17 protein-coding genes are annotated in these 21775 nt (G+C 68.7%); 5 read left to right on the top strand and 12 right to left on the bottom strand.

Annotated elements, in window-relative coordinates:
* Positions 1-79: 79 nt before the first annotated feature.
* Positions 80-1414 (bottom strand): ammonium transporter, encoded by a 1335-nt coding sequence (locus JUB11_RS02630; protein WP_207455931.1) that lies wholly within the window; start codon positions 1412-1414, stop codon positions 80-82.
* 614 nt (positions 1415-2028) lie between these two features.
* Between JUB11_RS02630 and glgC the strand changes: the two genes are divergently transcribed.
* The gene (gene glgC / locus JUB11_RS02625; RefSeq protein ID WP_207455930.1) at positions 2029-3294 is read left to right on the top strand and encodes a glucose-1-phosphate adenylyltransferase; all 1266 of its coding nucleotides are present in this window, start codon (positions 2029-2031) and stop codon (positions 3292-3294) included.
* Positions 3295-3360: 66 nt separating this feature from the next.
* Positions 3361-4839: a glycogen synthase GlgA gene (gene glgA / locus JUB11_RS02620; protein WP_207455929.1), complete on the top strand. Its 1479-nt coding sequence runs from the start codon at positions 3361-3363 to the stop codon at positions 4837-4839.
* Between the two features lie 143 nt (positions 4840-4982).
* On the opposite strand, the gene JUB11_RS02615 is transcribed toward glgA, so the two are convergent.
* Positions 4983-6038: a hypothetical protein gene (locus tag JUB11_RS02615; protein WP_207455928.1), complete on the bottom strand. Its 1056-nt coding sequence runs from the start codon at positions 6036-6038 to the stop codon at positions 4983-4985.
* A gap of 153 nt (positions 6039-6191) precedes the next feature.
* Between JUB11_RS02615 and lepA the strand changes: the two genes are divergently transcribed.
* Positions 6192-7994, top strand: a complete 1803-nt coding sequence (lepA, locus tag JUB11_RS02610) for a translation elongation factor 4 (RefSeq protein ID WP_207455927.1) — start codon at positions 6192-6194, stop codon at positions 7992-7994.
* Positions 7995-8223: 229 nt separating this feature from the next.
* Here the strand turns inward: lepA and JUB11_RS02605 are convergent, their stop codons facing one another.
* On the bottom strand, positions 8224-8640 hold the full coding sequence (locus JUB11_RS02605) for a hypothetical protein (RefSeq protein ID WP_207455926.1): 417 nt from the start codon (positions 8638-8640) through the stop codon (positions 8224-8226).
* Positions 8641-8834: 194 nt separating this feature from the next.
* Here JUB11_RS02605 and JUB11_RS02600 point away from each other — a divergent pair, with 194 nt between their 5' ends.
* A complete protein-coding gene (locus tag JUB11_RS02600) occupies positions 8835-9185 on the top strand; it encodes an SH3 domain-containing protein (RefSeq protein WP_247886787.1) in 351 nt (116 codons plus the stop codon).
* 7 nt (positions 9186-9192) lie between these two features.
* On the opposite strand, the gene JUB11_RS02595 is transcribed toward JUB11_RS02600, so the two are convergent.
* The 9 genes from JUB11_RS02595 to JUB11_RS02555 all read right to left on the bottom strand — a co-directional run bounded on the left by JUB11_RS02595 (position 9193) and on the right by JUB11_RS02555 (position 19676).
* Positions 9193-9570, bottom strand: a complete 378-nt coding sequence (locus JUB11_RS02595; RefSeq protein ID WP_348771340.1) for a response regulator — start codon at positions 9568-9570, stop codon at positions 9193-9195.
* Positions 9571-10130: 560 nt separating this feature from the next.
* Positions 10131-12542 carry a phenylalanine--tRNA ligase subunit beta gene (pheT, locus tag JUB11_RS02590; RefSeq protein WP_207455922.1) on the bottom strand — a complete coding sequence of 804 codons (2412 nt, stop codon included), beginning with the start codon at positions 12540-12542 and terminating at the stop codon, positions 10131-10133.
* Positions 12543-12555: 13 nt separating this feature from the next.
* Entirely contained in the window at positions 12556-13638 is a 1083-nt protein-coding gene (gene pheS / locus JUB11_RS02585) for a phenylalanine--tRNA ligase subunit alpha (RefSeq protein WP_207455920.1), read from the bottom strand.
* 130 nt (positions 13639-13768) lie between these two features.
* On the bottom strand, positions 13769-14140 hold the full coding sequence (gene rplT, locus JUB11_RS02580) for a 50S ribosomal protein L20 (protein ID WP_207455919.1): 372 nt from the start codon (positions 14138-14140) through the stop codon (positions 13769-13771).
* A gap of 17 nt (positions 14141-14157) precedes the next feature.
* Complete coding sequence (gene rpmI / locus JUB11_RS02575; RefSeq protein ID WP_207455918.1) at positions 14158-14358, bottom strand: 50S ribosomal protein L35; 201 nt, start codon at positions 14356-14358, stop codon at positions 14158-14160.
* 174 nt (positions 14359-14532) lie between these two features.
* A complete protein-coding gene (locus JUB11_RS02570; RefSeq protein ID WP_207455917.1) occupies positions 14533-16758 on the bottom strand; it encodes a HAMP domain-containing methyl-accepting chemotaxis protein in 2226 nt (741 codons plus the stop codon).
* Positions 16759-16861: 103 nt separating this feature from the next.
* Positions 16862-17827, bottom strand: a complete 966-nt coding sequence (pip, locus tag JUB11_RS02565; protein ID WP_207455916.1) for a prolyl aminopeptidase — start codon at positions 17825-17827, stop codon at positions 16862-16864.
* Between the two features lie 80 nt (positions 17828-17907).
* Positions 17908-18753 (bottom strand): cytochrome c, encoded by an 846-nt coding sequence (locus JUB11_RS02560; RefSeq protein ID WP_207455915.1) that lies wholly within the window; start codon positions 18751-18753, stop codon positions 17908-17910.
* Positions 18750-19676 carry a thermonuclease family protein gene (locus JUB11_RS02555; RefSeq protein WP_348771339.1) on the bottom strand — a complete coding sequence of 309 codons (927 nt, stop codon included), beginning with the start codon at positions 19674-19676 and terminating at the stop codon, positions 18750-18752. Before JUB11_RS02555 ends, JUB11_RS02560 begins: the two co-directional genes overlap by 4 nt.
* 182 nt (positions 19677-19858) lie before the next feature.
* On the opposite strand from JUB11_RS02555, the gene JUB11_RS02550 reads away from it, so the two are divergent.
* On the top strand, positions 19859-21751 hold the full coding sequence (locus JUB11_RS02550) for an adenylate/guanylate cyclase domain-containing protein (RefSeq protein WP_207455912.1): 1893 nt from the start codon (positions 19859-19861) through the stop codon (positions 21749-21751).
* Positions 21752-21775 lie beyond the last annotated feature (24 nt).

The following is a 21775-nucleotide window of genomic DNA, read 5'->3' as shown; positions in this document are numbered from 1 at the left end:
GATCCCGCCCAAAAAGAAACCGCCGCCGGGTGGGGCCCGGCGGCGGCAGGAGGGAGGACTTGGCTGGCGCGGAAGGCGCTTAGTGGATCGTCTCGCCGTGCAGGGCCAGGTCCAGGCCGTCGCGCTCGACGTCCTCGTCGACGCGCAGGCCCATGACCACGTCGATCACCTTCAGCAGGATGAAGGAGCCGATGGCCGAGTACACGATGGTGGCGACGATGCCGTAGATCTGCGTCACGACCTGGCCGGCGTTGCCTTCCAGCAGGCCGGCGGTGCCGCCGATGGCTTCCTGGGCGAAGACGCCGGTCAGGACCGCGCCGACGATGCCGCCCAGCCCGTGCACGCCGAAGGCGTCGAGCGAGTCGTCATAGCCGAGCGCGCGCTTCAGGCCGGTGGCGCCCCAGTAGCAGATGATGCCGGAGACCAGGCCGATGACCAGCGCGCCGACCGGACCGACGAAGCCCGAGGCCGGGGTGATGGCGACCAGGCCGGCGACGGCGCCGGAGATGATGCCGAGGATCGAGGGCTTGCCCTTGGCGACCCACTCGACGATCAGCCAGGACATGCCGCCCGTGGCGGCGGCGATCTGCGTGACCAGCATGGCCATGCCCGCACGGCCGTCGGCGGCCAGCGCCGAGCCGGCGTTGAAGCCGAACCAGCCCACCCACAGCATCGAGGCGCCGACGAGGCTCAGCACCAGGTTGTGCGGGGCGAAGTTCTCGTTCGGGTAGCCCTTGCGCTTGCCGATGACCATGGCGGCGACGAGGCCGGCGACGCCCGCGTTGATGTGGACGACCGTGCCGCCGGCATAGTCGAGCACGCCGTCACCCAGCAGGTAGCCGCCCGGACCCCAGACCCAGTGGGTGACGGGGGCGTAGATCAGCAGCGACCAGAAGCCCATGAACACCAGCATGGAGGAGAACTTCATGCGGTCGGCGAAGGCGCCGGCGATCAGGGCGGGGGTGATGATCGCGAAGGTCATCTGGAAGGTGATGAAGACCGTCTCCGGGATCACGCCGGACAGGCTGTCCTTGGTGACGCCGGCCAGCAGCATCTTGTCGAGGCTGCCGAAGAAGGGGGTGCCCTCGGTGAAGGCGATGCTGTAGCCGGCGACGACCCAGATGATCGAGGCGAGGCAGCAGATCGCGAAGCTCTGCATCACGGTGGCCAGCACGTTCATCTTGCGGACCATGCCGCCGTAGAACAGGGCCAGGCCCGGGATGGTCATGAACAGGACCAGGGCGGTCGCCGTGATGACCCAGGCGGTGTCGCCGGCGCTGAGCGTCGGCGCGGCGGCGGCGGCGGCTTCGGCGGCGGGCGCGGCGGCGTCCTGCGCCAGTGCCGCGACCGGCAGGCCCGCCAGGCCGAGGGCACCCGCCACCAGCGGCGCGGCGAGAAGGAACAGACGGCTCATCGAGGCTCCTCTTTCTCCAAATTCTTTTCCCGGCCCCCGCCGGCCCTCCCCTCCGGACAGGGCCTTCGCCATGGCTGGCGGCGGGCCTCTCCGGACGGAGGGGGCGGCGGGAGCAACCCCGTCCCGGCCGCCCCTTCCCCGGCGAAGGCGGGGCGGCGGGCGGGACCATGGACTGCCCCCTTCCTTACAAGTTCCGTGCCAACCAAAAGGGCTAAGGGAATCCCGGCCCCGCTGCCGCTCCGCTGACCAGAGATTGCGCCGCAGCCGGGGTTCCAAGGGGTGTTTGCACATTTTTCAGGCAGGCCTTCCGGTTCCCTGGCGCAAAGGGATAGGGGCGGATTTCTGCGGCCGCCGGTGGGGCCGCACCGGCCGACGAGGGGGAAAGAAGCTGCCGATGAGGGCAAACGGGACATGTCTGCCCAATTTTTGGGCTGATTTCCGGGCAGCGGATCCGGCGGAACGGCCTATTCCCGCGCCTGTCCCCTAGGGCCTATTGGCCCTTCCGGGGGAATGTGGCACGGTCGGACCTAAGCGGTTCGTGGCAGGGGGCTCTACCCTCCTGGCGAGCAGGACCGGACGGGTCGACGAAAAGAAGAACGGATAGAGGATCGCTCATGCTCGACAAGCGGGATTTGCGTCTGGCCCCGAGGCGCGCCGTGGCATTGGTGCTGGCCGGGGGACGCGGCAGCCGTCTGAAGCAGCTCACCGACCGGCGCGCCAAGCCCGCCACCTATTTCGGCGGGAAGTTCCGGATCATCGATTTCGCCCTGTCCAACTGCATCAATTCGGGATTCCGCCGCATCGGCGTGCTGACGCAGTACAAGTCCCACAGCCTGCTGCGCCACATGCAGCGCGGCTGGAACTTCCTGCGCGGCGAGATGAACGAGTTCTGCGACCTGCTGCCCGCCCAGCAGCGCATCAGCGAGACCGCCTGGTACCAGGGCACGGCCGACGCCGTGTACCAGAACCTCGACATCCTGCGCGACCACGAGCCGGAATATGTGCTGATCCTCGCGGGCGACCACATCTACAAGATGGATTACGGCGCCCTGCTGCTCGACCACATCGCCCGCGGGGCCGACGTGACCGTGCCCTGCGTCGAGGTGCCGCGCATGCAGGCGACCGGCTTCGGCGTCATGCATGTGGACGAGAACAACCGCGTCATCGACTTCGTGGAGAAGCCGGCCGACCCGCCCGCCATCCCCGGCAAGCCGGACAAGGCGCTGGCCAGCATGGGCATCTACGTCTTCAACGCCCAGTTCCTGTACGAGCAGCTCGACCGCGACGCCGCCGACGCCGGTTCCAGCCGCGACTTCGGCAAGGACATCATCCCCTACCTGGTCGCCAAGGGCGCCCGCGTCATGGCGCACGACTTCGCCGAATCGGCGGTGCACGGCCCCGAATCGGCCCCCTACTGGCGCGACGTCGGCACCATCGACGCCTATTGGGAGGCCAACCTGGACCTCTGCCACGTCACGCCGCAGCTCAACATGTACGACCGCGACTGGCCGATCTTCACCTACCAGGAGCAGCTTCCGCCCGCGAAGTTCGTCTTCGACGATGAGGACCGGCGCGGCATGGCGGTGGACAGCCTGGTGTCGGGCGGCTGCATCATCTCCGGGTCCTCGGTCCGGCGGTCGCTGCTCTTCAGCTCGGTCCGCGTCAACTCCTTCAGCGAGCTGCACGAGGCCGTCGTCCTGCCGGACGTCGACATCGGGCGGAACTGCCGCCTGAAGAAGGTCGTCATCGACCGCGGCGTGGAGATCCCCAACGGCCTCGTCGTCGGCGAGGATCCGGAGGAGGACGCCAAGCGCTTCTACCGCAGCGAGGGCGGCGTCAGCCTCATCACCCGCGAGATGATCGAGCGGCTGAAGGCCTGATCCCCGACCGAGCGGCCGCCCCAAGACGTCCGTCCAAGAAAAACAAGAAGCCGAGCCCGCCCCCAGATGCGCGTCCTCTACGTCACGCCGGAATGCTACCCCCTGGTCAAGACCGGGGGGCTGGCCGACGTTTCGGCGGCCCTTCCCCCCGCCCTCAACGCCATCGGCGCCGACATGCGCCTGCTGATGCCGGGCTACCCGGCGGTGCTGAACGGCCTGTCCAACCTGCACGAGGTGGGCGAGCTGATCACCGACCTGCCGGGCTGCGACCGCGCCCGGCTGCTGATCGGCAGCCTGCCCGACGGGGTCCTGTGCTACGTGCTGGACGCGCCGTCCCTCTACAACCGGCCGGGCAACCCCTATCTGGGGCCGGACGGCCAAGACTGGCCGGACAACGACCTGCGCTTCGCCGCCCTGTCCTGGGCGGCGGCCGGCTTCTGCGGGATCGAGCCCTACGATCCCTGGTGGCAGCCCGACGTGCTGCACGGGCACGACTGGCAGGCCGGCCTCATGCCGGCCTACATCGCGCTGCGCCCGGACCGCTTCGGCGGCCCGGTCCGCCCGGCGACCGTCCTGACCATCCACAACATCGCCTACCAGGGCCGCTTCGGCGCCTGGATGATGGGCGACATCGGCCTGCCCTCCTCCTCCTTCCGGGTCGAGGGCGTCGAGTATTACGGCGGCATCGGCTATCTCAAGGCCGGCTGCTACTACGCCGACCGCCTCACCACGGTCAGCCCCAGCTACGCCAACGAGATCCAGACGGCCGAGCACGGCAACGGGCTGGAAGGGCTGCTCGCCAGCCGCGCCGACAATGTCAGCGGCATCCTGAACGGCGTCGATTACGGCATCTGGGACCCCGCCCGCGATCCGCACATCCCCGCCCAGTACGGCCCCGACGATCTCGGCGGCAAGGACCTGTGCAAGGCGGAACTCCAGGCCCGCTTCGGGCTGGAGCGCCGCCCCGACGCCCCCATCGCCTGCGTGATCAGCCGGCTGACCTGGCACAAGGGCCTGGACCTCGTGCTGGAGGCGGCCGGCCAGTGGGTCGGCTGGGGCGGGCAGCTCGTCGTGCTCGGCACCGGCGATCCCGGCAGCGAGACCGGCTTCCGCAACCTCGCCGCCTGGCATCCGGGTGCGGTCGGCGTCCACATCGGCTACGACGAGGCGCTGTCCCACCACGTGCAGGCCGGGTCGGACCTGATCCTCGTGCCCTCGCGGTCGGAGCCCTGCGGCCTGACCCAGCTCTACGGGCTGCGCTACGGCACCCTGCCGCTGGTCCGCCGCACCGGCGGGCTGGCCGACACCATCGTCGACGCCAACCCCGCCGCCACCATCGACGGCAGCGCCACCGGCTTCCAGTTCGTCAATGCCTCGGTCCAGGAGATGCTCTGGGCTCTGCGCCGCGCCATCGCCCTCTACCGCCGCCCCGAACGCTGGCAGGCCATGCAGCAGCGCGCCATGACCCGCGACTTCGGCTGGCACCGCCCGGCCGAGGAGTACATGGAGCTGTACCGCAACGCCATCCCCGGCCTGTCGGTATAGGGGTGAGAGCATCTGTAGTATGCCCGGAGCATATTATGAGTTTGGTCATAACTAGACCAAAGCTAGCCGGGCAGCCTCTAGAAGACTATCCCGGCCCTACACTTGAGTCGTCCGAGATTAAGGGATTAAAAATAGATCTACTTTTATTCTCTGAGATGTTTTACTACTGAGGTAATGTGGTGATTTATGGCAGCGGATATCCAGGTTGTTTGGTTTCTTGAGATCAAACCCCGGGCACATTCCATGATATGTGAATCACCCCATGAAAAGCTAACACCTTTGTAGTTTTCATCCTCAACAATCATTCTACATAGATTGCTGTAAACATCTGGATCCTGAATTTTAATCTTGGGACCGAAGGGAAAAATTAGCCCGTGATCTGTTGTATACCGAACCGCTTTTCGGCCTCCTGTGATAGAACGCCCATTAACCAACGGGAAAACCGTATGGTCAGAAAAGCACACATTTGTTATTTCTGGAAATATCATTTCTGCATTTCTTACATGTTCATACCTTCGGAATTCAATGCAGCCTACGCCATAGGATTTATCGCACATGTTTATTGAAGGTATCGAAGTGCCGGATAGAACCAGGCCTTTCTCTGATGACATCTTGTTTCTCGTGATGCTTTGATACAATTTCAATAGCCCTGAACAGACCAAAAAGTCATTAGCAGACTGCTCGAAATCGACAATTGAATAAGGAGCTTTTACAATATATTCTTCAACCCTATTTCTTACCACTCCAAAAAGAACTTGCGGGAAAGCGTTTCTGCAAAAACGCAGAGATACACCGTCGTATTTTTCACTGAAAAAATGAAACAGTTTTTCGACTGAATAAAAATCACCGCTCAAGGTCAGTACAGGCTTAACCGGCAACCCCAAAGCCCACGGACTAAGTACTTCTAATATGTGTGGAATATGCTCCGGCATCGCCCGCTTCAGCAACTCCGTGAAATCCAAGAGTATTTCTGGACATTGCAAGCTCCCACGCCGAATGTAACCGGCCACCCTTTCAGCATTTTCTATGGCATCTTCCGGCTCTTCATAGAAATTCCAAAAATAGCTATCAACCAATCCTAATATTAATATAGGAATAACCTGAGAGGCTTCCTGCGTGCCTAGCTTCGAGAGCGCATCGATGTCGCTTTTTCTTCCACGAAGGATTGGAAAATATCTATTATCTTTGCAAGCCAACATCTTGCTACCCCATAGCCTTTGCACTCCAAAAAAAGCATAGCACGAGCGTGGCTATATTTTGCGGCCGAGACCAACTTTCGGCATCCGCAGACCGTCGTTGCGCCAAACGCCCCTACGCCCTATGTTCCGGGCAAACCAGGGCTCCGGGCACCGATGACTGACATCTCGCACATCCGCAACTTCTCCATCATCGCGCACATCGACCACGGCAAGTCCACGCTCGCCGACCGGCTGATCCAGCAGTGCGGAGGCCTGGACACGCGCGAGATGCGCGAGCAGGTGCTCGACAGCATGGACATCGAGCGCGAGCGCGGCATCACCATCAAGGCGCAGACCGTCCGCCTGCTCTACAAGGCCAGGGACGGGCGGCAGTACACGCTGAACCTGATGGACACGCCGGGCCACGTCGACTTCGCCTACGAGGTCTCGCGCTCGCTGGCCGCCTGCGAGGGTTCGATCCTCGTGGTGGACGCCTCCCAGGGCGTGGAGGCGCAGACGCTCGCCAACGTCTACCAGGCGATCGACAACAACCACGAGATCATCCCCGTCCTCAACAAGATCGACCTGCCGGCCGCCGAGCCCGACCGCGTGAAGCAGCAGATCGAGGACGTCATCGGGCTCGACGCCTCGGACGCGGTGGAGATCTCCGCCAAGACCGGCCTGAACATCGACGCCGTGCTGGAAGCCGTCGTGCAGCGGCTGCCCCCGCCCAAGGGCGACGCCGAGGCGCCGCTGAAGGCCCTGCTGGTGGACAGCTGGTACGACCCCTATCTCGGCGTCGTCATTCTCGTGCGCGTCGTGGACGGCCGGCTGAAGGCCGGCCAGAAGGTCCGCTTCATGGCCGGCGGCACCACCCACGAGGTCGAGCGCGTCGGCGTGTTCACGCCCAAGGCGCTGCTGACCGGCGAGCTGGGGCCGGGCGAGATGGGCTTCATCACCGCCGCCATCAAGGACATCACCCACACCAAGGTCGGCGACACCATCACCGAGGAGCGCCGGCTGGCCGCCGAGCCGCTGTCCGGCTTCAAGCCCTCCATCCCCGTGGTGTGGTGCGGCCTCTTCCCCGTGGACGCCAGCGACTTCGAGCGGCTGCGCGACAGCCTCGGCAAGCTGAAGCTGAACGACGCCAGCTTCCACTACGAGGCCGAGACCTCGGCGGCGCTCGGCTTCGGCTTCCGCTGCGGCTTCCTCGGCCTGCTGCACCTGGAGATCATCCAGGAGCGGCTGGAGCGCGAGTTCGACCTCGACCTCATCACCACCGCCCCCTCGGTCGTCTACAAGCTCTACATGACGGACGGCAGCGTGCAGGACCTGCACAACCCCGCCGACATGCCCGACGTGATGAAGATCGATCACATCGAGGAGCCCTGGATCAAGGCGACCATCATGCTGCCCGACGAGTATCTCGGCGGCATCCTCCAGCTCTGCACGGAGCGGCGCGGCCAGCAGATCGAGCTGACCTACGCCGGCAGCCGCGCCATGCTTGTCTACCGCCTGCCGCTCAACGAGGTGGTCTTCGACTTCTACGACCGGCTGAAGTCGATCAGCCGCGGCTACGCCAGCTTCGACTACCAGATGGACGGCTACGAGGAAGGCGACCTCGTGAAGATGTCCATCATGGTCAACGCCGAGCCGGTGGACGCGCTCTCCATGATCGTCCACCGCAGCCAGTCCGAACGCCGCGGGCGCCAGTTCTGCGAGCGGCTGAAGGACCTGATCCCCCGCCAGCTCTTCAAGATCGCCGTCCAGGCCGCCATCGGCGGCCGCATCATCGCCCGCGAGACCATCTCGGCGATGCGCAAGGACGTGCTGGCCAAGTGCTACGGCGGCGACATCAGCCGCAAGCGCAAGCTGCTCGACAAGCAGAAGGAAGGCAAGAAGCGCATGCGCCAGTTCGGCCAGGTCGAAATCCCGCAGAGCGCCTTCATCGCCGCCCTGAAGATGAGCGACGACTGACGAGCGTTTGGGATTGCTGCGCAAGGAAAAGGGGGCCGCCGGCCCCCTTTTCCATGTCCCCCGGCCAGGGCCGGAAGGCCCTGGACCGTTTTGTGGGTTCTCATACCGGGCTCGGAAAATTCCGACCTCCGAGCCCGGTATAGGGCCGCGACTGCGGCCCCGCGCCCCCTGGCGAGGAAGTCGTGGCGCGGAAGTCCTGACCACAGGTCAGGACGTCATGAAAATCGTATCAGCCGCCGTGGAAGCCCTTCAGCCGTTCCTCGCCGTCGGTCGGCGGGAAGTCGGCGGATTTCGCGGTGGCGACGACCTGCGCCAGGAAGGCCTGATAGGGATCGGTCCGGTTCTCCGTTCCCTCGGGCTTCTGGATCGGGCCGCCGTAGTTGCGGTCCTGGGTGAACTGCTCCTGTTCGGCCGCCGGCAGGAAGGGGCAGACGAACAGCGAATGGGTCGGGGCCGGGACCTCGCCGACATGGCGGTTCGCCCGCATCACGTCGAAGTTGCCCTCGCCGTCCGGCGCGGACAGGATCTTCAGCCCGTGATGGACCGTGTTCTTGTCCTGGGCGTTCCGCCGCGCCTCTTCCTCGTAGGCGTCGCGGGGATAGACCCGCTCCAGGCTCGACAGATCGTTGACGTTGGCCTTCTCCATGCTGCTCTCCTGTTCCGGTGGGCGCCATTCTTCTTGGTTCGCCTTGCAGATTGAGGAAAACGCGGACGGCCGCCCCCCGTTCCCGAGCCGGCCCGGCCTTCCCGAGGGGCGGGAAAGCCCCTGTTGCCCCGCCCCGCCCCTCCGGGGCACAATGCCTAGAGGGCACGATGGCGGCCCGTTCGATGAGGCTGTTCATGGCAAGCTGGTCTGCTGCTCCCGCTCTGACCCTGGCGCTCGCGCTGCTCTGGACCGGTGCCGCGCCCTTCTCAGCGCCGGCCTGGGCGCAGAACCCCGTCATCCTCGGCGGTCCGCTGACCGGCGAGGTCGTGCTGAACCGCGACGTCGAGGTCCGGATCGGCCCGAGCGAGAACGCGCGCATCCTGCGCACCATGAAGAAGGGCGCGGCGCTGAACGCGCTGGGCACGCCGCGCGGCACGAGCTGGACCGAGGTCGCGATCGGCGGGCGCCCCATCGGCTATGTGCCGGCGGACTCCCTCGACCCGGCCCTGCTCGCCCCGCCGCCACCCGCCAGCCCGCGCCGCTGACCGGCCTCTAGGCCTGGCCCTGGCCCTGGCCCGCCCCCTTGCCCATGGCCTTATCCACGGCATCGCGCAGGGGCGCCACCTGCACCGGCTTGTGCAGCAGGCCGCAGCCGCGCGCCGACGCCTCGGCGAGCCGTTCCGGCGCCGTGTCGCCGGTCAGGATGATCGCGGGAACGGGCGCCCCGGCGTGCCGCCGCACCATCTCCACCGCCTCGATCCCGGAGCCGCCCTGCGGCAGGAAATGGTCGGCCAGCACGAGCCCCGGCACCTCCCGGATGGCCGGCAGCCGCTGGGCCAGCTCGTCGATGGATTGCGCGGCGACCACCTCGTAGCCCCACCCCTTCAGCAGCAGCGACAACCCTTCGACGATGAAGGGTTCGTCGTCCACGACGACGACCAAACGGCTGCCCCCGGCGGCGGGTAAGGGTCCCCCCTCCGCCGCATCCCCTGCGTCGTCGGCTCCCCCGTCACCGAGGAGCGCGTGCGGGACGATTGCCCCTCCGGAGGCCCTGTTCGCTGCTTGCCACATGGTCGTTCCAGCCCTGTTCTTTGTGGTTTTTCGTTCCGAAAGGCTCGCTTTCCCCCACGGTCCATTGCCGAAGGGAAACGGGCCGTTCTGGAATGCCAGTCGAAAGAATGCCAGAAACCGCAGGGGTGCGCTTCGAACACCCCTCAACAGATCGCAACAGACCACCCAAGGAAAGCGTCGGCACCAAAGTGAGGCTCCACCTTTGGGCAGAGCCGCGCTTGTTCTGATTTCGGTCTTAATTCAGCCTAATGTAAAGCCAAAAGCCTTCTCAACTCCCCAAAAACGCATAGAGGATGATGGCTAAGCCGTCCAGGACGGCCGCCCCGGACGGCGCCCGCCGAAGGAAGGCGGGCAAAGAAAAAGGCCCCCGCCCTGAAGCGGGAGCCCTCCTCCGGATAGGGAATGCGGCCGGGAGCCGGTCAGCCCCTCAGCGCCCCGCCCGTCGCCTTGACCACGGCGGCGACGATCTTCTGGCCGACGGCCTCGATCTCCTCGTCGGTCAGGGTGCGGTCGGCCGGCTGGTAGGTGACGGAGACCGCCACAGACTTGGCCCCCTCCTCGACACCCGGCCCCTGGTAGACGTCGAACACCGTCACGTCGCGGACCAGCGCCTTGTCGGCACCCTTGGCGGCGCGGACGATCTTGTCGGCCTCAACCGAACGCGCGACGACGAAGGCGAAGTCGCGCTCCACCGGCTGGAAGTTGGAGAGCTGGACCATCGGCTTGGCCGTGCCGCCCTTCTTCTTGGGCAGCGGGATGGCGTCCAGCATCACCTCGAAGCCGACGACCGGTCCCTTGACGCCGAGCGCCTCCAGCACCGACGGGTGGATCTCGCCGAAGCGCCCCATCACGGTCGGGCCGAGCCGCAGCACGCCGGAGCGGCCGGGGTGGTACCAGACCGGCGCGTCCGTCGTCACCTGCAGGTTGGCGGTCGGAGCGCCCGCCGCCTCCAGCACCGCCATGGCGTCGGCCTTGGCATCGAAGACGTCCACGCCCCGCGCCTTCTCCGCCCAGTGGCGCGGCACGGCCTGACCGGCGCGCAAGCCCGCCGCCACCGTGTCCTGCCCGTCGGGGGCCGGCGTGCGGAAGGCGGCACCCAGCTCGAACAGCCGGACGTCGGCGATGCCGCGGTCGGCGTTGCGGCCGGCCGCCTGGATCAGGTTGCCGAGGATCGACGGGCGCATGACGTCCAGGTCGGCGCTGATCGGGTTGACCAGCCGCAGCCCCTCGTTCACGCCGCCGAACAGCGCGGCCACGGCGGCCGAGGTGAAGGACCAGGTCACCGCCTCGTTCAGGCCGCGCGCCGCCAGCGTGCGGCGGGCAAGCCCGACCCGGCGCTGCCTGGCGGTCAGGGCCGGGCGGGTCAGCACCGTGTCGCAGGGCAGCGGCGTCACCGGGATGGCGTCGAAGCCATGGACGCGCAGCACCTCCTCGACGAGGTCCGCCTCGCCATGCACGTCGGCGCGCCAGGAAGGGACGGCGATGCGCAGGGTGCCGTCGGCCTCCTCCCGCTCCACCGCGAAGCCCAGCGCCTTCAGGATGCGGATCTGCGCGTCGATGGCGAGGTCCACCCCGCCCAGATGCTTCACGCGGTTCGGGCGCAGGGGCAGGCTGCGCTGCCACTCCGGCTCACGGCCGGCGACGGTCAGCTCCGACGGCTCGCCGCCGCACAGCTCCAGGATCAGGCGCGTGGCGCGCTCCATCCCCTGGAAGACGGCGGCCGGGTCGAGACCGCGTTCGAAGCGGTAGCGCGCGTCGGACTCCGCCCCCAGCCGCCGGCCGGTCTGGGCCGTGCGCACCGGGTCGAACAGCGCCGCTTCCACGAAGACGGTGCTGGTCGCCTCGGTGCAGCCGGACTCCTCGCCGCCGACGATGCCGGCCAGCGACTCGACGCCGTTGGAGGCGGCGATCACCGTCATCTCGCCGTCCAGCGCGTATTCCTTGCCGTTCAGCGCCTTGAGCGTCTCGCCCCCGCGCCCCATGCGCACCGTGATGCCGCCCGTCACCTTGTCGGCGTCGAAGACGTGCAGCGGGCGCGCAACGTCGAAGGTCATGTAGTTGGTGATATCCACCAGCGCCGAGATCGGGCGCAGCCCGATGGCGATCAGCTTGTCCTGCAGCCACTTCGGGCTGGGGCCGTTCTTCACGCCGCGGATGACGCGCCCGACGAACAGCGGGCAGGCGTCCGGCCGCTCGACCGTGACGCTGACCGGGCACGGGAACGCGCCCTTCACCGGCTCGGACTCCAGACGGCCGCCCGACAAGGGCTTCAGCGTGCCGAGCCCGGCGGCGGCGAGGTCGCGCGCGATGCCGCGCACGCCGGCGCAGTCGGCGCGGTCCGGCGTCAGGTTGATGTCGATGACCGGGTCGTTCAGCCCCGCGAAGTCGGCGAAGGAGGCGCCGACCGGCGCGTCGTCCGGCAGCTCGATGATGCCGTTGTGCTCGTCCGACAGGGTCAGCTCGCGCTCCGAGCACATCATCCCGTTCGACTCGACGCCGCGGATGACGCCCTTCTTCAGCGTGATGTCGGAGCCGGGCACATAGGTGCCGACCGGCGCGAAGACGCCCTTCATGCCGGCGCGCGCGTTCGGCGCGCCGCAGACGACCTGCAGCGTCCCGGACCCGGTGTCCACCGTCAGGACGCGCAGCTTGTCCGCGTCCGGGTGCTTCTCCGCCGTGACGACATGGGCGATGCGGAAGGGCGCCAGCTCCGCCGAACGGTCCTTGATCCCCTCCACCTCCAGCCCGAGGCTGGTGAGCTTTTCGGTGATCCGGTCGAGCGTGGCGTCGGTTTCCAGATGGTCCTTCAGCCAGGACAGCGTGAACTTCATGGGTCCGGCTCCTTTAGCGCGTCAGGCCCTGGGCCATGCTGGGAACGTCGAGGGGAACGAAGCCGTAATGCTTCAGCCAGCGCAGGTCCGCCTCGAAGAAGGTGCGCAGGTCGGGGATGCCGTATTTCAGCATCGCGACGCGCTCGATCCCCATGCCGAAGGCGAAGCCCTGGTAGCGCGTGCTGTCGATGCCGCAGGCTTCCAGCACGTTCGGGTGGACCATGCCGCAGCCCAGGATCTCCAGCCAGTCGCCGTGGTTGCCGAGCTTCAGCTCGCCGCCCTTGCGCGAACAGCCGATGTCCACCTCCGCCGAGGGCTCGGTGAAGGGGAAGAAGCTCGGACGGAAGCGCAACGGCAGGTCGTCCACGTCGAAGAAGGCGCGGCAGAACTCGATCAGGCAGCCCTTCAGGTGCCCCATGTTGGTCGCCTCGTCGATGACCAGCCCCTCGATCTGGTGGAACATCGGGGTGTGCGTCATGTCGTAGTCGGACCGGTAGGTGCGGCCCGGCGCGATGATGCGGATCGGCGGCTTCTTGTTCAGCATGGTGCGGACCTGCACCGGGCTGGTGTGGGTGCGCAGCAGCATCTTCTTGTCGGCGCCATTTTCCGAGGGCGCGTCCGGCAGATAGAAGGTGTCGTGCATGTCGCGGGCCGGGTGGCCCGGCGGGAAGTTCAGGGCGGTGAAGTTGTGGAAGTCGTCCTCGACGTCCGGCCCTTCGGCGACCGTGAAGCCCATCTCGGCGAAGATGGCGACCATCTCGTCGATGGTCTGGCTGATCGGGTGGATGCGCCCCTCGGCCTCGGGGCGGACCGGCAGGGTGACGTCGATGCGCTCGGCCTCGAGCCGCGCTTCCAGATGCGCGCGGGCAAGCTCCGCCTTGCGGGCGTCGATTGCCGAGGCGATCTCGTCCTTCAGCACGTTCAGCGCCTGGCCGCGCTCGCGGCGCTCATCCGGCGACAGGCCGCCCAGCTCCTTCATGAGGCCGGTGATGCGGCCCTTCTTGCCGAGCGCGGTCACCCGCACCTCTTCCAGCGCGGCGAGGTCCGCGGCGGCCTCGACCTGCGACAGGAGTTCGTTCTTCAGCGCGTCCGACATGGCTCTTCCCGCTGCACTGGAGGAATTCGCGAATTGAAATCGGGTCCTGAACGACAAAAAGGGAGCCGGACCCAGAGGCCCGGCTCCCTTCATGCTGTCTGGCGCCCGGGGCCCCGCCTGGAAGCGGAGATCAGGCGGCCTTCTTGGAGTCCAGAGCGGCCTGGGCCTGGTCGACCAGGATCTTGAAGGACTCCGGCTCGCGGCCGGCCAGGTCGGACAGGACCTTGCGGTCGATCTCGATGCCGGCCAGCTTGATGCCGTTCATGAAGCGCGAGTAGGTCAGGCCATACTGGCGGACGCCGGCGTTGATGCGCTGGATCCACAGGCCGCGGAAATTGCGCTTCTTGTTGCGGCGGTCGCGGTAGGCGTATTGAAGCGCCTTTTCGACCTTCTCGATCGCGATCCGGAAGTTCTTGGAGTTCCGGCCCCGGTAGCCCTTGGCGAGCTTCAGGATCTTGCGGTGACGGGCGTGGGTGGTAACGCCGCGCTTAACACGTGCCATTTATCAATTCCTCCGGATCAAGCGTTGCGCAGCCAGTTCTTCAGCACGATGCGCGCGTCCTGGTCGGAAAGCGTCATCATGCCGCGCGCACTGCGCTTCATGTCCGGGCTCTTGTTTTCCAGGCAGTGGCGCTTGTAGGCGGCACCGGCACGGACCTTACCGGAAGCGGTCACCTTGAAGCGCTTCTTGGCGCCGCTCTTGGTCTTCAGCTTGGGCATTTCAAATCCTTGGGTTTGAACGTTCCGACTTGGCGGTTGGGCATGCCCGGGGCTTTCGGCCCGGCCTCGCCGCCGTTGGAGCGCAGCCTTATACGCGGATGCCCGGCCCGGCGCAAGGGGCCACGGGCGCCGAAACCGGCATGCGCGCGCATTTTTACGGGCCTTATCCCTCCCTCACCGCCGCGCGCTGTGCCGGGCGAGGTGGGTTTCCAAGGTCTCCGACTGTCGGGCCAGCGCGCCGGACGCCGCCAGCAGCTCCTCGGCCATGGCGCTTGCCGCGCGGGCGCGTTCGCTGACGCCGCGCATCAGCCCGTCGCTGTCGGCGGTCTGGCGGGCGATGTCGGTGACGGCCTGGGCGATCTCGGCGGAGGTGGCGTTCTGCTGCTCCACGGCTTCGGCGATGGAGCCCTGGAGCGTCACCACCTGCTCGACCGAGGCGCGGATGCCGGCGAAGCCCTGGACCGTCTCGGACAGGCTGTCGCGGATCAGCCCGACCGAATCGCCGATGCGGAGCGTGGCGCTCTCCGTCTCGGTGGCGAGCTTCTTGACCTCGGCGGCGACGACGGCGAAGCCCTTGCCGGCCTCGCCGGCGCGGGCCGCCTCGATGGTGGCGTTGAGCGCCAGCAGCTTGGTCTGCTCGGCGATGCTCGTGACCATGGTGACGATGCCGTCGATCTGGCGGGCCGCCTGCTCCAGCCGCTCGACCTTGCCGTTGGCCTCGGCGAGGTCCTGGCCGGCGCGGTCGGCCTTGGCCGCCGCCTCCTCGGCCCGCGCGCTGACCGAGCGCAGGGAGGCGGTCAGCTCCTCCGTCGCGGCGGCCACCGTGTTGGCCCCGGCGCTGCTCGCCGCGATGCGGTCGCCGACGGCGCCCGCCCCCTCGATGGTGGCGCGGGACTGGTCGTGCAGCCGGCCCGACAGCCCGTCCAGCCCGCGCGCCTCCGCCCCGATCGAGGCCGCGACCTCGCGCACCTGCTCCATGAGGGCGGCGGCGAAGCGCGCCTGGGCCGCCTGCTCGGTCACGTCGGTCCAGGTCAGCGTCACCGCCGCCAGCGCGCCCGACGCGTCGCGCACCGGGTCGAGCTGGATGTCGAGCAGCCGGCCCGCGACCTCCACCTCGCTCATCCGGAAGGGCAGCCCCGCCGGGTCGGCCAGCGCGCCGCGCAGGTCCGCGGCCTCCCCGAACAGGTCGAGGCTGCCGCAGGCCAGCCCGTAGGCCTCGCAATGGGCGCGGGCGGCGGCGTTGGTGAAGGTGATCTCGCCATCCACCACCAGCGCGGTCGGGGTCGGGCTCGCCTCCACCATCGCCTTCAGCCGCATGACCTGGCGCACGCTCTCGCGCAGCCCCAGCACGGCACCGGCGATGGCGCCCAGCTCGTCCCGGCCGGTGCGCGGCACCTCCACCTCGGTGTCGCCGGCGGCGATGCGGGCGATGGCCGCCGACAGGGTCTTGAGCCGGCTCAGGACCGCGTTCTGGAGCAGCAGCACCCCCAGCAGCGCCACGGCGGCCAGCACGCCCAGCACCATGGCGATGGCCCGGTTGCGCAATTGCACCTCGCGCGCCTGGAAGGGGCCGATGTCGCGCGTCAGGGTCGCGGTCGCCCAGGGCGTGCCGGCGCGGTCGGTCACCGTCAGGCTGGTGGTGTCGAGCACGGCGCCCGTCCCGCCGGGCTTCTCGTCCTGAAGCGTTTCGTACAGAACGGCGCCGTCCGCGCCGAGGATGCGCAGGTCGCCGCCCAGCGCCGTGCCCATGCCGTCCAGCAGGTGCAGCGGGTCGGAGACCACCTCCATGAAGCCCTGCACGCGGAAGCCGCCGACCGGCAGGATCACGCTGTGCAGGGGCTCGCCCCGCTCGTTACGCCAGAGATAGGCGGCCTTGGTGCGCTGCTTTTCCAGCGGGCGCGCCTTCAGCTCCGCCAGCACGGCGGCGCGCGCGGTGACCGTGTCCGGGCCGCCCTTGGCGGAGCTGGCCAGCGGCGTCATGTCCGGCAGGAACAGATGCACCGCCTTCAGCCGGATCTGCCCTTCCATGGCGGCCGGCCGGGTGTAGGGCTGGTCGGCGGCGATGACGGCCTTGGCGGCGTCCTTCTCGGCGACATACTGGACCACCGTCTCCATCCGCCCCCACTGGTCGAGTTCGGGGGCGATGCGGTCCAGATACTCCTTGGTGACGCGCTCGCGCACCAGGAAGGAGGCGGTGGAGGCGGCCGATCCGTTCAGCGTCTCCTGCGCGAAATCGTGGTAGAGCCGCGACGTCCAGAGATGGCTGCCGACGAAGGCCACCGAGGAGAGCAGCCCCACCCCCACCAGCACCCGCCGCAAGGTCCACATCAGTGGCTTGATCCGGGGCACGCCCGCGCCCACACCCACACCTGCGCCCACGTCCGCCGCGCTGCCCGCCATGTCGCACCCCGTCCAGCCGTTATCGTTCGAGATAACTCAAACGATTAGTTTGGAGGGGTAAGAATGTTTCGGCAACACCGCCATAATGTATTTGACGAAAAGCCTAAGTGGTTGAGCCGGAGCCAAGACCTTTGAACCGCTCCGTCGCCTGGACCAGCGCCGCGCGGATGCCCGGCTCCATCGCGGAATGGCCGGCGTCGGGGATGACCCGGTACTCCGCCTCGGGCCAGGCGCGGCGCAGGGCGTCGGCGGTGACCGGTGGGCAGACGATGTCGTAGCGTCCCTGCACGATGACCGCCGGCAGGTGGCGGATGCGCTCGACGCCGCGCAGCAGCCGGTCGTCCGGGGTGAAGCGGTTGGAGCGGAAGTAATGCGCCTCGATCCGGGCGAGGCCGAGCGCGTGGTTGTCCTCCCCGCTCGCGGCGACGAGGTCGGGCGAGGGCAGCAGCGAGGAGCAGGCGCCCTCATACATGCTCCAGGCCTTGGCGGCGGCCATGCGCACCGCCGGGTCGGGGGAGTCCAGCCGCTTCCAGTAGGCTTCCAGCAGGTCGCCCCGCTCCTCCTCCGGGATGTGGGAGACGAAGCCGGCCCAGGCCTCGGGGAAGATGACGCCCATGGAGTTCAGGAACCAGTCGATCTCCGTTCCGCGCATCAGGAAGATGCCCCGCAGCACCAGCCCCAGGCATTGGTCGGGTCGCGCCTGCGCGTAGGCCAGCGCCAGGGTCGATCCCCAGGAACCGCCGAACAGCAGCCAGCGCCGGATCCCCAGATGCCCGCGCAGCCGCTCCAGATCCTCGATCAGATGCTCGGTCGTGTTGCGCCGGATCTCGCCGAGCGGCCGCGACCGCCCGGCCCCGCGCTGGTCCATGATGACGATGCGGTAATGGGCGGGATCGAAGAAGCGCCGGTGCGTCGGCGAGGCCCCGGCCCCCGGTCCCCCGTGCAGGAACAGGACCGGCACGCCCTGCGGGTTGCCCGACTGCTCCCAGTAGAGGGAGTGGATCTCGTCCGCCGGCAGGTAGCCGGTCTCGTACGGGTCGATGGGCGGAAAAAGCTCGCTGCGGGGCATGCTGTGGAATCCTCTTGCGCCGGGCACTCTCTGCAAGGCCGGTTCACTGTAGGCCGGGGCTCCCGGAACGCGCCAGACGGTTATCGCGCCTTCCGGTTCGACATGTGCCCGAGATAGGCGACGATCCGGTCGATCTCCGCGTCGCTCAGCGACTCGGGCGGAAAGCCCGGCATCGACTGGCCGGGCCAGCTCCGCACCGAACGCGGGTCGCGGATCAGCCGCCTCAACCCGTCGGACCGCATGTACTCGACGGGGTTCATGGGCAGGTTCAGGTCCGGCCCCATGGTCGCGGAGCCGCCCCCGTTCATGGTGTGGCAGGCCATGCATTGCGTGATGAACAGCTCCTGCCCCGCCCGCTCGGGCGCCTGGGGCGGCAGCGCCGGGTCGACGGCGATCTGCGGCCAGCGCCGGACCGGGCTTTCCGCCTCGCCGATCCGCGCGACCTGGTAGGGCCATTGCTCGCTGCGCACGCCCGAGGCGGCCGGGTTGGTCCAGACGAGATAGAAGGGGCCGGCCGACAGCTCCTTGCCGGGCAGCGGCGGCCAGGGCGCGCCGGAGGGCTCGACGGCAAGGAAGGCCCTGGCGCCGCGCGGGTCCGCCGAAAGCGCCAGCGCCGCCGGGATCTGTGCCGCGAAGCCATCCGTGGCGACGAACTCCAGCATGCCGCCGGGCGGCCGCTCGCCCTGCAGAAGCGATGCCAGCGGCACCGCGCGGTAGCGCATCGCCCGCCCGCCATAGGCGACGTCCCGCGGGATCTCCACCGTCACCGCGTCCGCGCGCGCCAGCAGGGCCTCGCGGCCGAGCCGCGTCTCGGCGCCGCCGGTCGACAGGACCAGTTCGGGATCGGCCGCCATCGCGGGCTGGGGGCGAGCGGGGCCGAGAAGCCCAAGAGCCAACATCAAGGCGGCCAGCGCGCGGCGGATCATTCGGATGCCTCCTCATCGGCGGGGTCTGGTCCGGGTCCGGGTCCGGGCTCGGGCATCGGCTCTGGGACCGGGGCGCAGCACCCGTCCGGCGCGGGCGGAGCCTGGCCGAGCAGTTCGATCTGCTCGGGGTGGCTGGCCTCGATCATCGGCCCGTTGCGCAGCCCGACCCAGCCGCGCACGCGCACCGCCCGCCCCTGGAAGGCCAGCGGGTCCACCCCCGCCCGCGCGAAGAGCCGCAGGGCGGCAGGGGCGATCCGGACGGTGACGTCCGTCCGCCGGTCCGCCCCGAAATTCAGGTAGGCCGCACCCCCGGCAAGGGCGGCGGCGAGCACGCGCCCCTCCACGATCTGGAAGCTGTCGCGGTGCCGGTGCAGCAGGTCGGGATCGGCCGGGCGGACGGCGTAGCCGGCGGACCGCCAGAGGCCCCGTCCGGCGCCGCGCGCCTCCGCCTCGGCGGCCAGCAATTCGGCCGCGCGCTCGCGGGCGTCGGGCCGGGTCTGCACGCGGACATGCCCCCCGGAAACCAGCGCCTGCTGGATCCACAGCCCATCGTCGCGGACCAGTTGCGTCAACAGCCGGCCATGCCGGTCGGTCGGCGCCAGGCCGGCCGGACTCACCGCGCGCCCCTGCGCCAGGGCCCGCAACGCCGCCGTCGCCGAGTCGGCGAGCCGTCTTTCCCCGCTGCCGGGGTCCCCGGCCGCCACGGCTTTCGGGGCCAGGATGCCGGCGAGCCGGACGCGCCGCCCGTCCGCCAGTTCCAGCGTGTCACCATCGATCACCGCCGCCACCCTGACCGGCGCCGCCTCGGCCGGAGCCGCCTGCGCGCGGGACGGCCCCGACGCCTCCGCCGCAGCCGGCGCGCAGGCGAGGAGTGCCGCGCCAAGCGAGAGCGCGGAATGGAGGAGCGCAGGGCGGCACGTCACGCGGGCGTTGCTCCTCTCGGATTGGGTCCGGTTCCGGTATGCCCTGCCCGCCGCCTCCTGGCAAGCCGCTGCCCCCGACGTCGGCATGACGACGTCCATGAGGACAAAGCCTGTATGACAAGGACCGGGCTTGGCCCCCTGCCCCGTTGCCGAGGGCCGCCGGCCCCGGTACCCTGCCGCGCATGGCCGATCCAACGCCGAATCCGTCGCCGAAAAAGCCCGCCCGCCGGTTCCTGCCGCGCCTGCACCTGTCCGTCGCGACGGTGCTGGTGGCCGGATTCGGCTCGCTGATGCTTCTGGCGGTGGCGAGCGTGCTGGTGCTCGGGCTGGTCAGCGCCGGGCGCAACACCATCACGCTTGGCAACGACAAGGCCGACCTCGCGCTGGCCGGCGTGGAGGTGCGGGTCCGCAACCAGCTCAACCCCGCGCGCGACATGGCGAAGTTCATCGCGGAGATGGTGGAGCGGGGCGAGCTGGCCCCGGACGGTGGGGAACGGGTGCTCGACACCCTGCGCGGCTCGCTCGCCGCCGTGCCCCAGGTCACGGGCCTGGCGCTCATCGGTCCGGAACTGACGGGGGTGCAGGTCGGCCGCCAGGACGGCTCCCTGCGCACGAAGGCGCTCGACCTGCGCGGCGAGCCCGACCTGCCGCCCGAGATGACGGACGCCGCCGACCGCACCGCGCCGAGCTGGGCCGACCCGCTCTGGTCGAAGGAGGCGGGGACGAGCTTCGTCACCCTCTTCCACCCGATCCACCGCGACGGCCGCTATCTCGGGCAGGTGATGGTGGGCGTCTCGCTCGGCGACCTGTCGCGCTTCCTGTCGAACCTCTATGTCGAGCAGGGGATCAATGCCTTCGTCCTGTTCGACCGGGGCCATGTGCTGGCCCACCCGTCGCTGGAGGCGCTGAAGTTCGATTTCACAGGCAAGACCGACGGGCCGCCGCTGCCGCGCGTGGACCAGCTCGACGATCCGCCCCTGGCGGCGCTCTGGAACACGCAGGACGCCGGGGTGACGCTGACCAAGCGCATCCTCAGCCGGATCGTCACGGTGGCCGGCGAGGAGTACCTGTTCCTGCTGCGGCCCATGCCCGGCTACGGCAAGCAGGACTGGACCATCGGCATCCGCTTCCGCGAGCAGGAGGTGGACACCGAGATACGGCGGCTGCGCGACACCGCGCTGGCCGGCTTCGCCATCCTGCTGGTGTCGGTCGCGGCGGCGCTTGTCGTCGGGCGGCGCATCAGCCGCCAGGTGGCGCGGCTGGCCGAGGCGGCCGACCGCGTGCGCGCCTTCGACTTCAACGGCATCCAGGAGCTGCCCGACTCGCGCCTGCGCGAGCTGTCGCGCGCCGCCGCCGCCTTCAACGCGATGGTCGCGGGCCTGCGCTGGTTCGAGACCTATGTGCCCAAGGCCCTGGTGCTGCGGCTCATGCACCGGAGCGGCGACGGCGCCGCCTTCGGGTCGGAGGAGCGCGACGTCACGGTGATGTTCACGGACATCCGCGGCTTCTCCCAGCTCGCCGAGCATCTCGGCGCCGCCGACACCGCCGCCCTGCTGAACGAGCATTTCACCCAGCTCGCCGACTGCATCGAGGCGGAGGGCGGCACGGTGGACAAGTTCATCGGCGATTCGATCATGGCCTTCTGGAACGCGCCGGAGGAGCAGGAGGACCACGCCGCCCGCGCGCTCCGCGCCGCCCATGCCATCACCCGTGCGGTCGGGGAGAACAATCGTCGCCGCGAGGCGGCCGGGCTGGCGCCGATCCGCGTCCGCGTCGGCCTGCATTCCGGCCCGGTGGTCGTCGGCAACATCGGCTCGGCCAGCCGGATCAACTACACCATCGTCGGGGAGACGGTGAACATCGCCGCCCGCATGTCGGAGCTGGCGTCGGCACTCCAGGGCCAGTCCGAGGTGATCGTGCTGACCAGCGCCGCGACCGCCGCGCAGGGGATCGGCGCCGCTCCGCTGGCCCGCGTGGGTGGCCGCTCCCTGCGCGGCCGCACCGACACGACGGAGGTCTGGCGCATGGAGCTGGAGGGCGAGGCCGCCCCGGCGGAGGCGCGGGCCGAGGCCTGAAAAGGCGAAGGGCGCCCACATGGG

The sequence above is a fragment of the Azospirillum sp. SYSU D00513 genome (genome assembly GCF_017356015.1).
Classification (GTDB): domain Bacteria; phylum Pseudomonadota; class Alphaproteobacteria; order Azospirillales; family Azospirillaceae; genus Azospirillum.
The sequence above is the reverse complement of the archived record's forward strand: the minus strand, read 5'-3'. Positions and strand labels throughout refer to the sequence as shown.

Excerpts from the sequence above, each read along its gene's own strand:
- JUB11_RS02630 (WP_207455931.1), bottom strand. The coding sequence starts at position 1,414 with ATGAGCCGTCTGTTCCTTCTCGCCGCGCCGCTGGTGGCGGGTGCCCTC.
- glgC (WP_207455930.1), top strand. The coding sequence starts at position 2,029 with ATGCTCGACAAGCGGGATTTGCGTCTGGCCCCGAGGCGCGCCGTGGCA.
- glgA (WP_207455929.1), top strand. The coding sequence starts at position 3,361 with ATGCGCGTCCTCTACGTCACGCCGGAATGCTACCCCCTGGTCAAGACC.
- JUB11_RS02615 (WP_207455928.1), bottom strand. The coding sequence starts at position 6,038 with ATGTTGGCTTGCAAAGATAATAGATATTTTCCAATCCTTCGTGGAAGA.
- lepA (WP_207455927.1), top strand. The coding sequence starts at position 6,192 with ATGACTGACATCTCGCACATCCGCAACTTCTCCATCATCGCGCACATC.
- JUB11_RS02605 (WP_207455926.1), bottom strand. The coding sequence starts at position 8,640 with ATGGAGAAGGCCAACGTCAACGATCTGTCGAGCCTGGAGCGGGTCTAT.
- JUB11_RS02600 (WP_247886787.1), top strand. The coding sequence starts at position 8,835 with ATGGCAAGCTGGTCTGCTGCTCCCGCTCTGACCCTGGCGCTCGCGCTG.
- pheT (WP_207455922.1), bottom strand. The coding sequence starts at position 12,542 with ATGAAGTTCACGCTGTCCTGGCTGAAGGACCATCTGGAAACCGACGCC.
- pheS (WP_207455920.1), bottom strand. The coding sequence starts at position 13,638 with ATGTCGGACGCGCTGAAGAACGAACTCCTGTCGCAGGTCGAGGCCGCC.
- rplT (WP_207455919.1), bottom strand. The coding sequence starts at position 14,140 with ATGGCACGTGTTAAGCGCGGCGTTACCACCCACGCCCGTCACCGCAAG.
- rpmI (WP_207455918.1), bottom strand. The coding sequence starts at position 14,358 with ATGCCCAAGCTGAAGACCAAGAGCGGCGCCAAGAAGCGCTTCAAGGTG.
- JUB11_RS02570 (WP_207455917.1), bottom strand. The coding sequence starts at position 16,758 with ATGGCGGGCAGCGCGGCGGACGTGGGCGCAGGTGTGGGTGTGGGCGCG.
- pip (WP_207455916.1), bottom strand. The coding sequence starts at position 17,827 with ATGCCCCGCAGCGAGCTTTTTCCGCCCATCGACCCGTACGAGACCGGC.
- JUB11_RS02560 (WP_207455915.1), bottom strand. The coding sequence starts at position 18,753 with ATGATCCGCCGCGCGCTGGCCGCCTTGATGTTGGCTCTTGGGCTTCTC.
- JUB11_RS02550 (WP_207455912.1), top strand. The coding sequence starts at position 19,859 with ATGGCCGATCCAACGCCGAATCCGTCGCCGAAAAAGCCCGCCCGCCGG.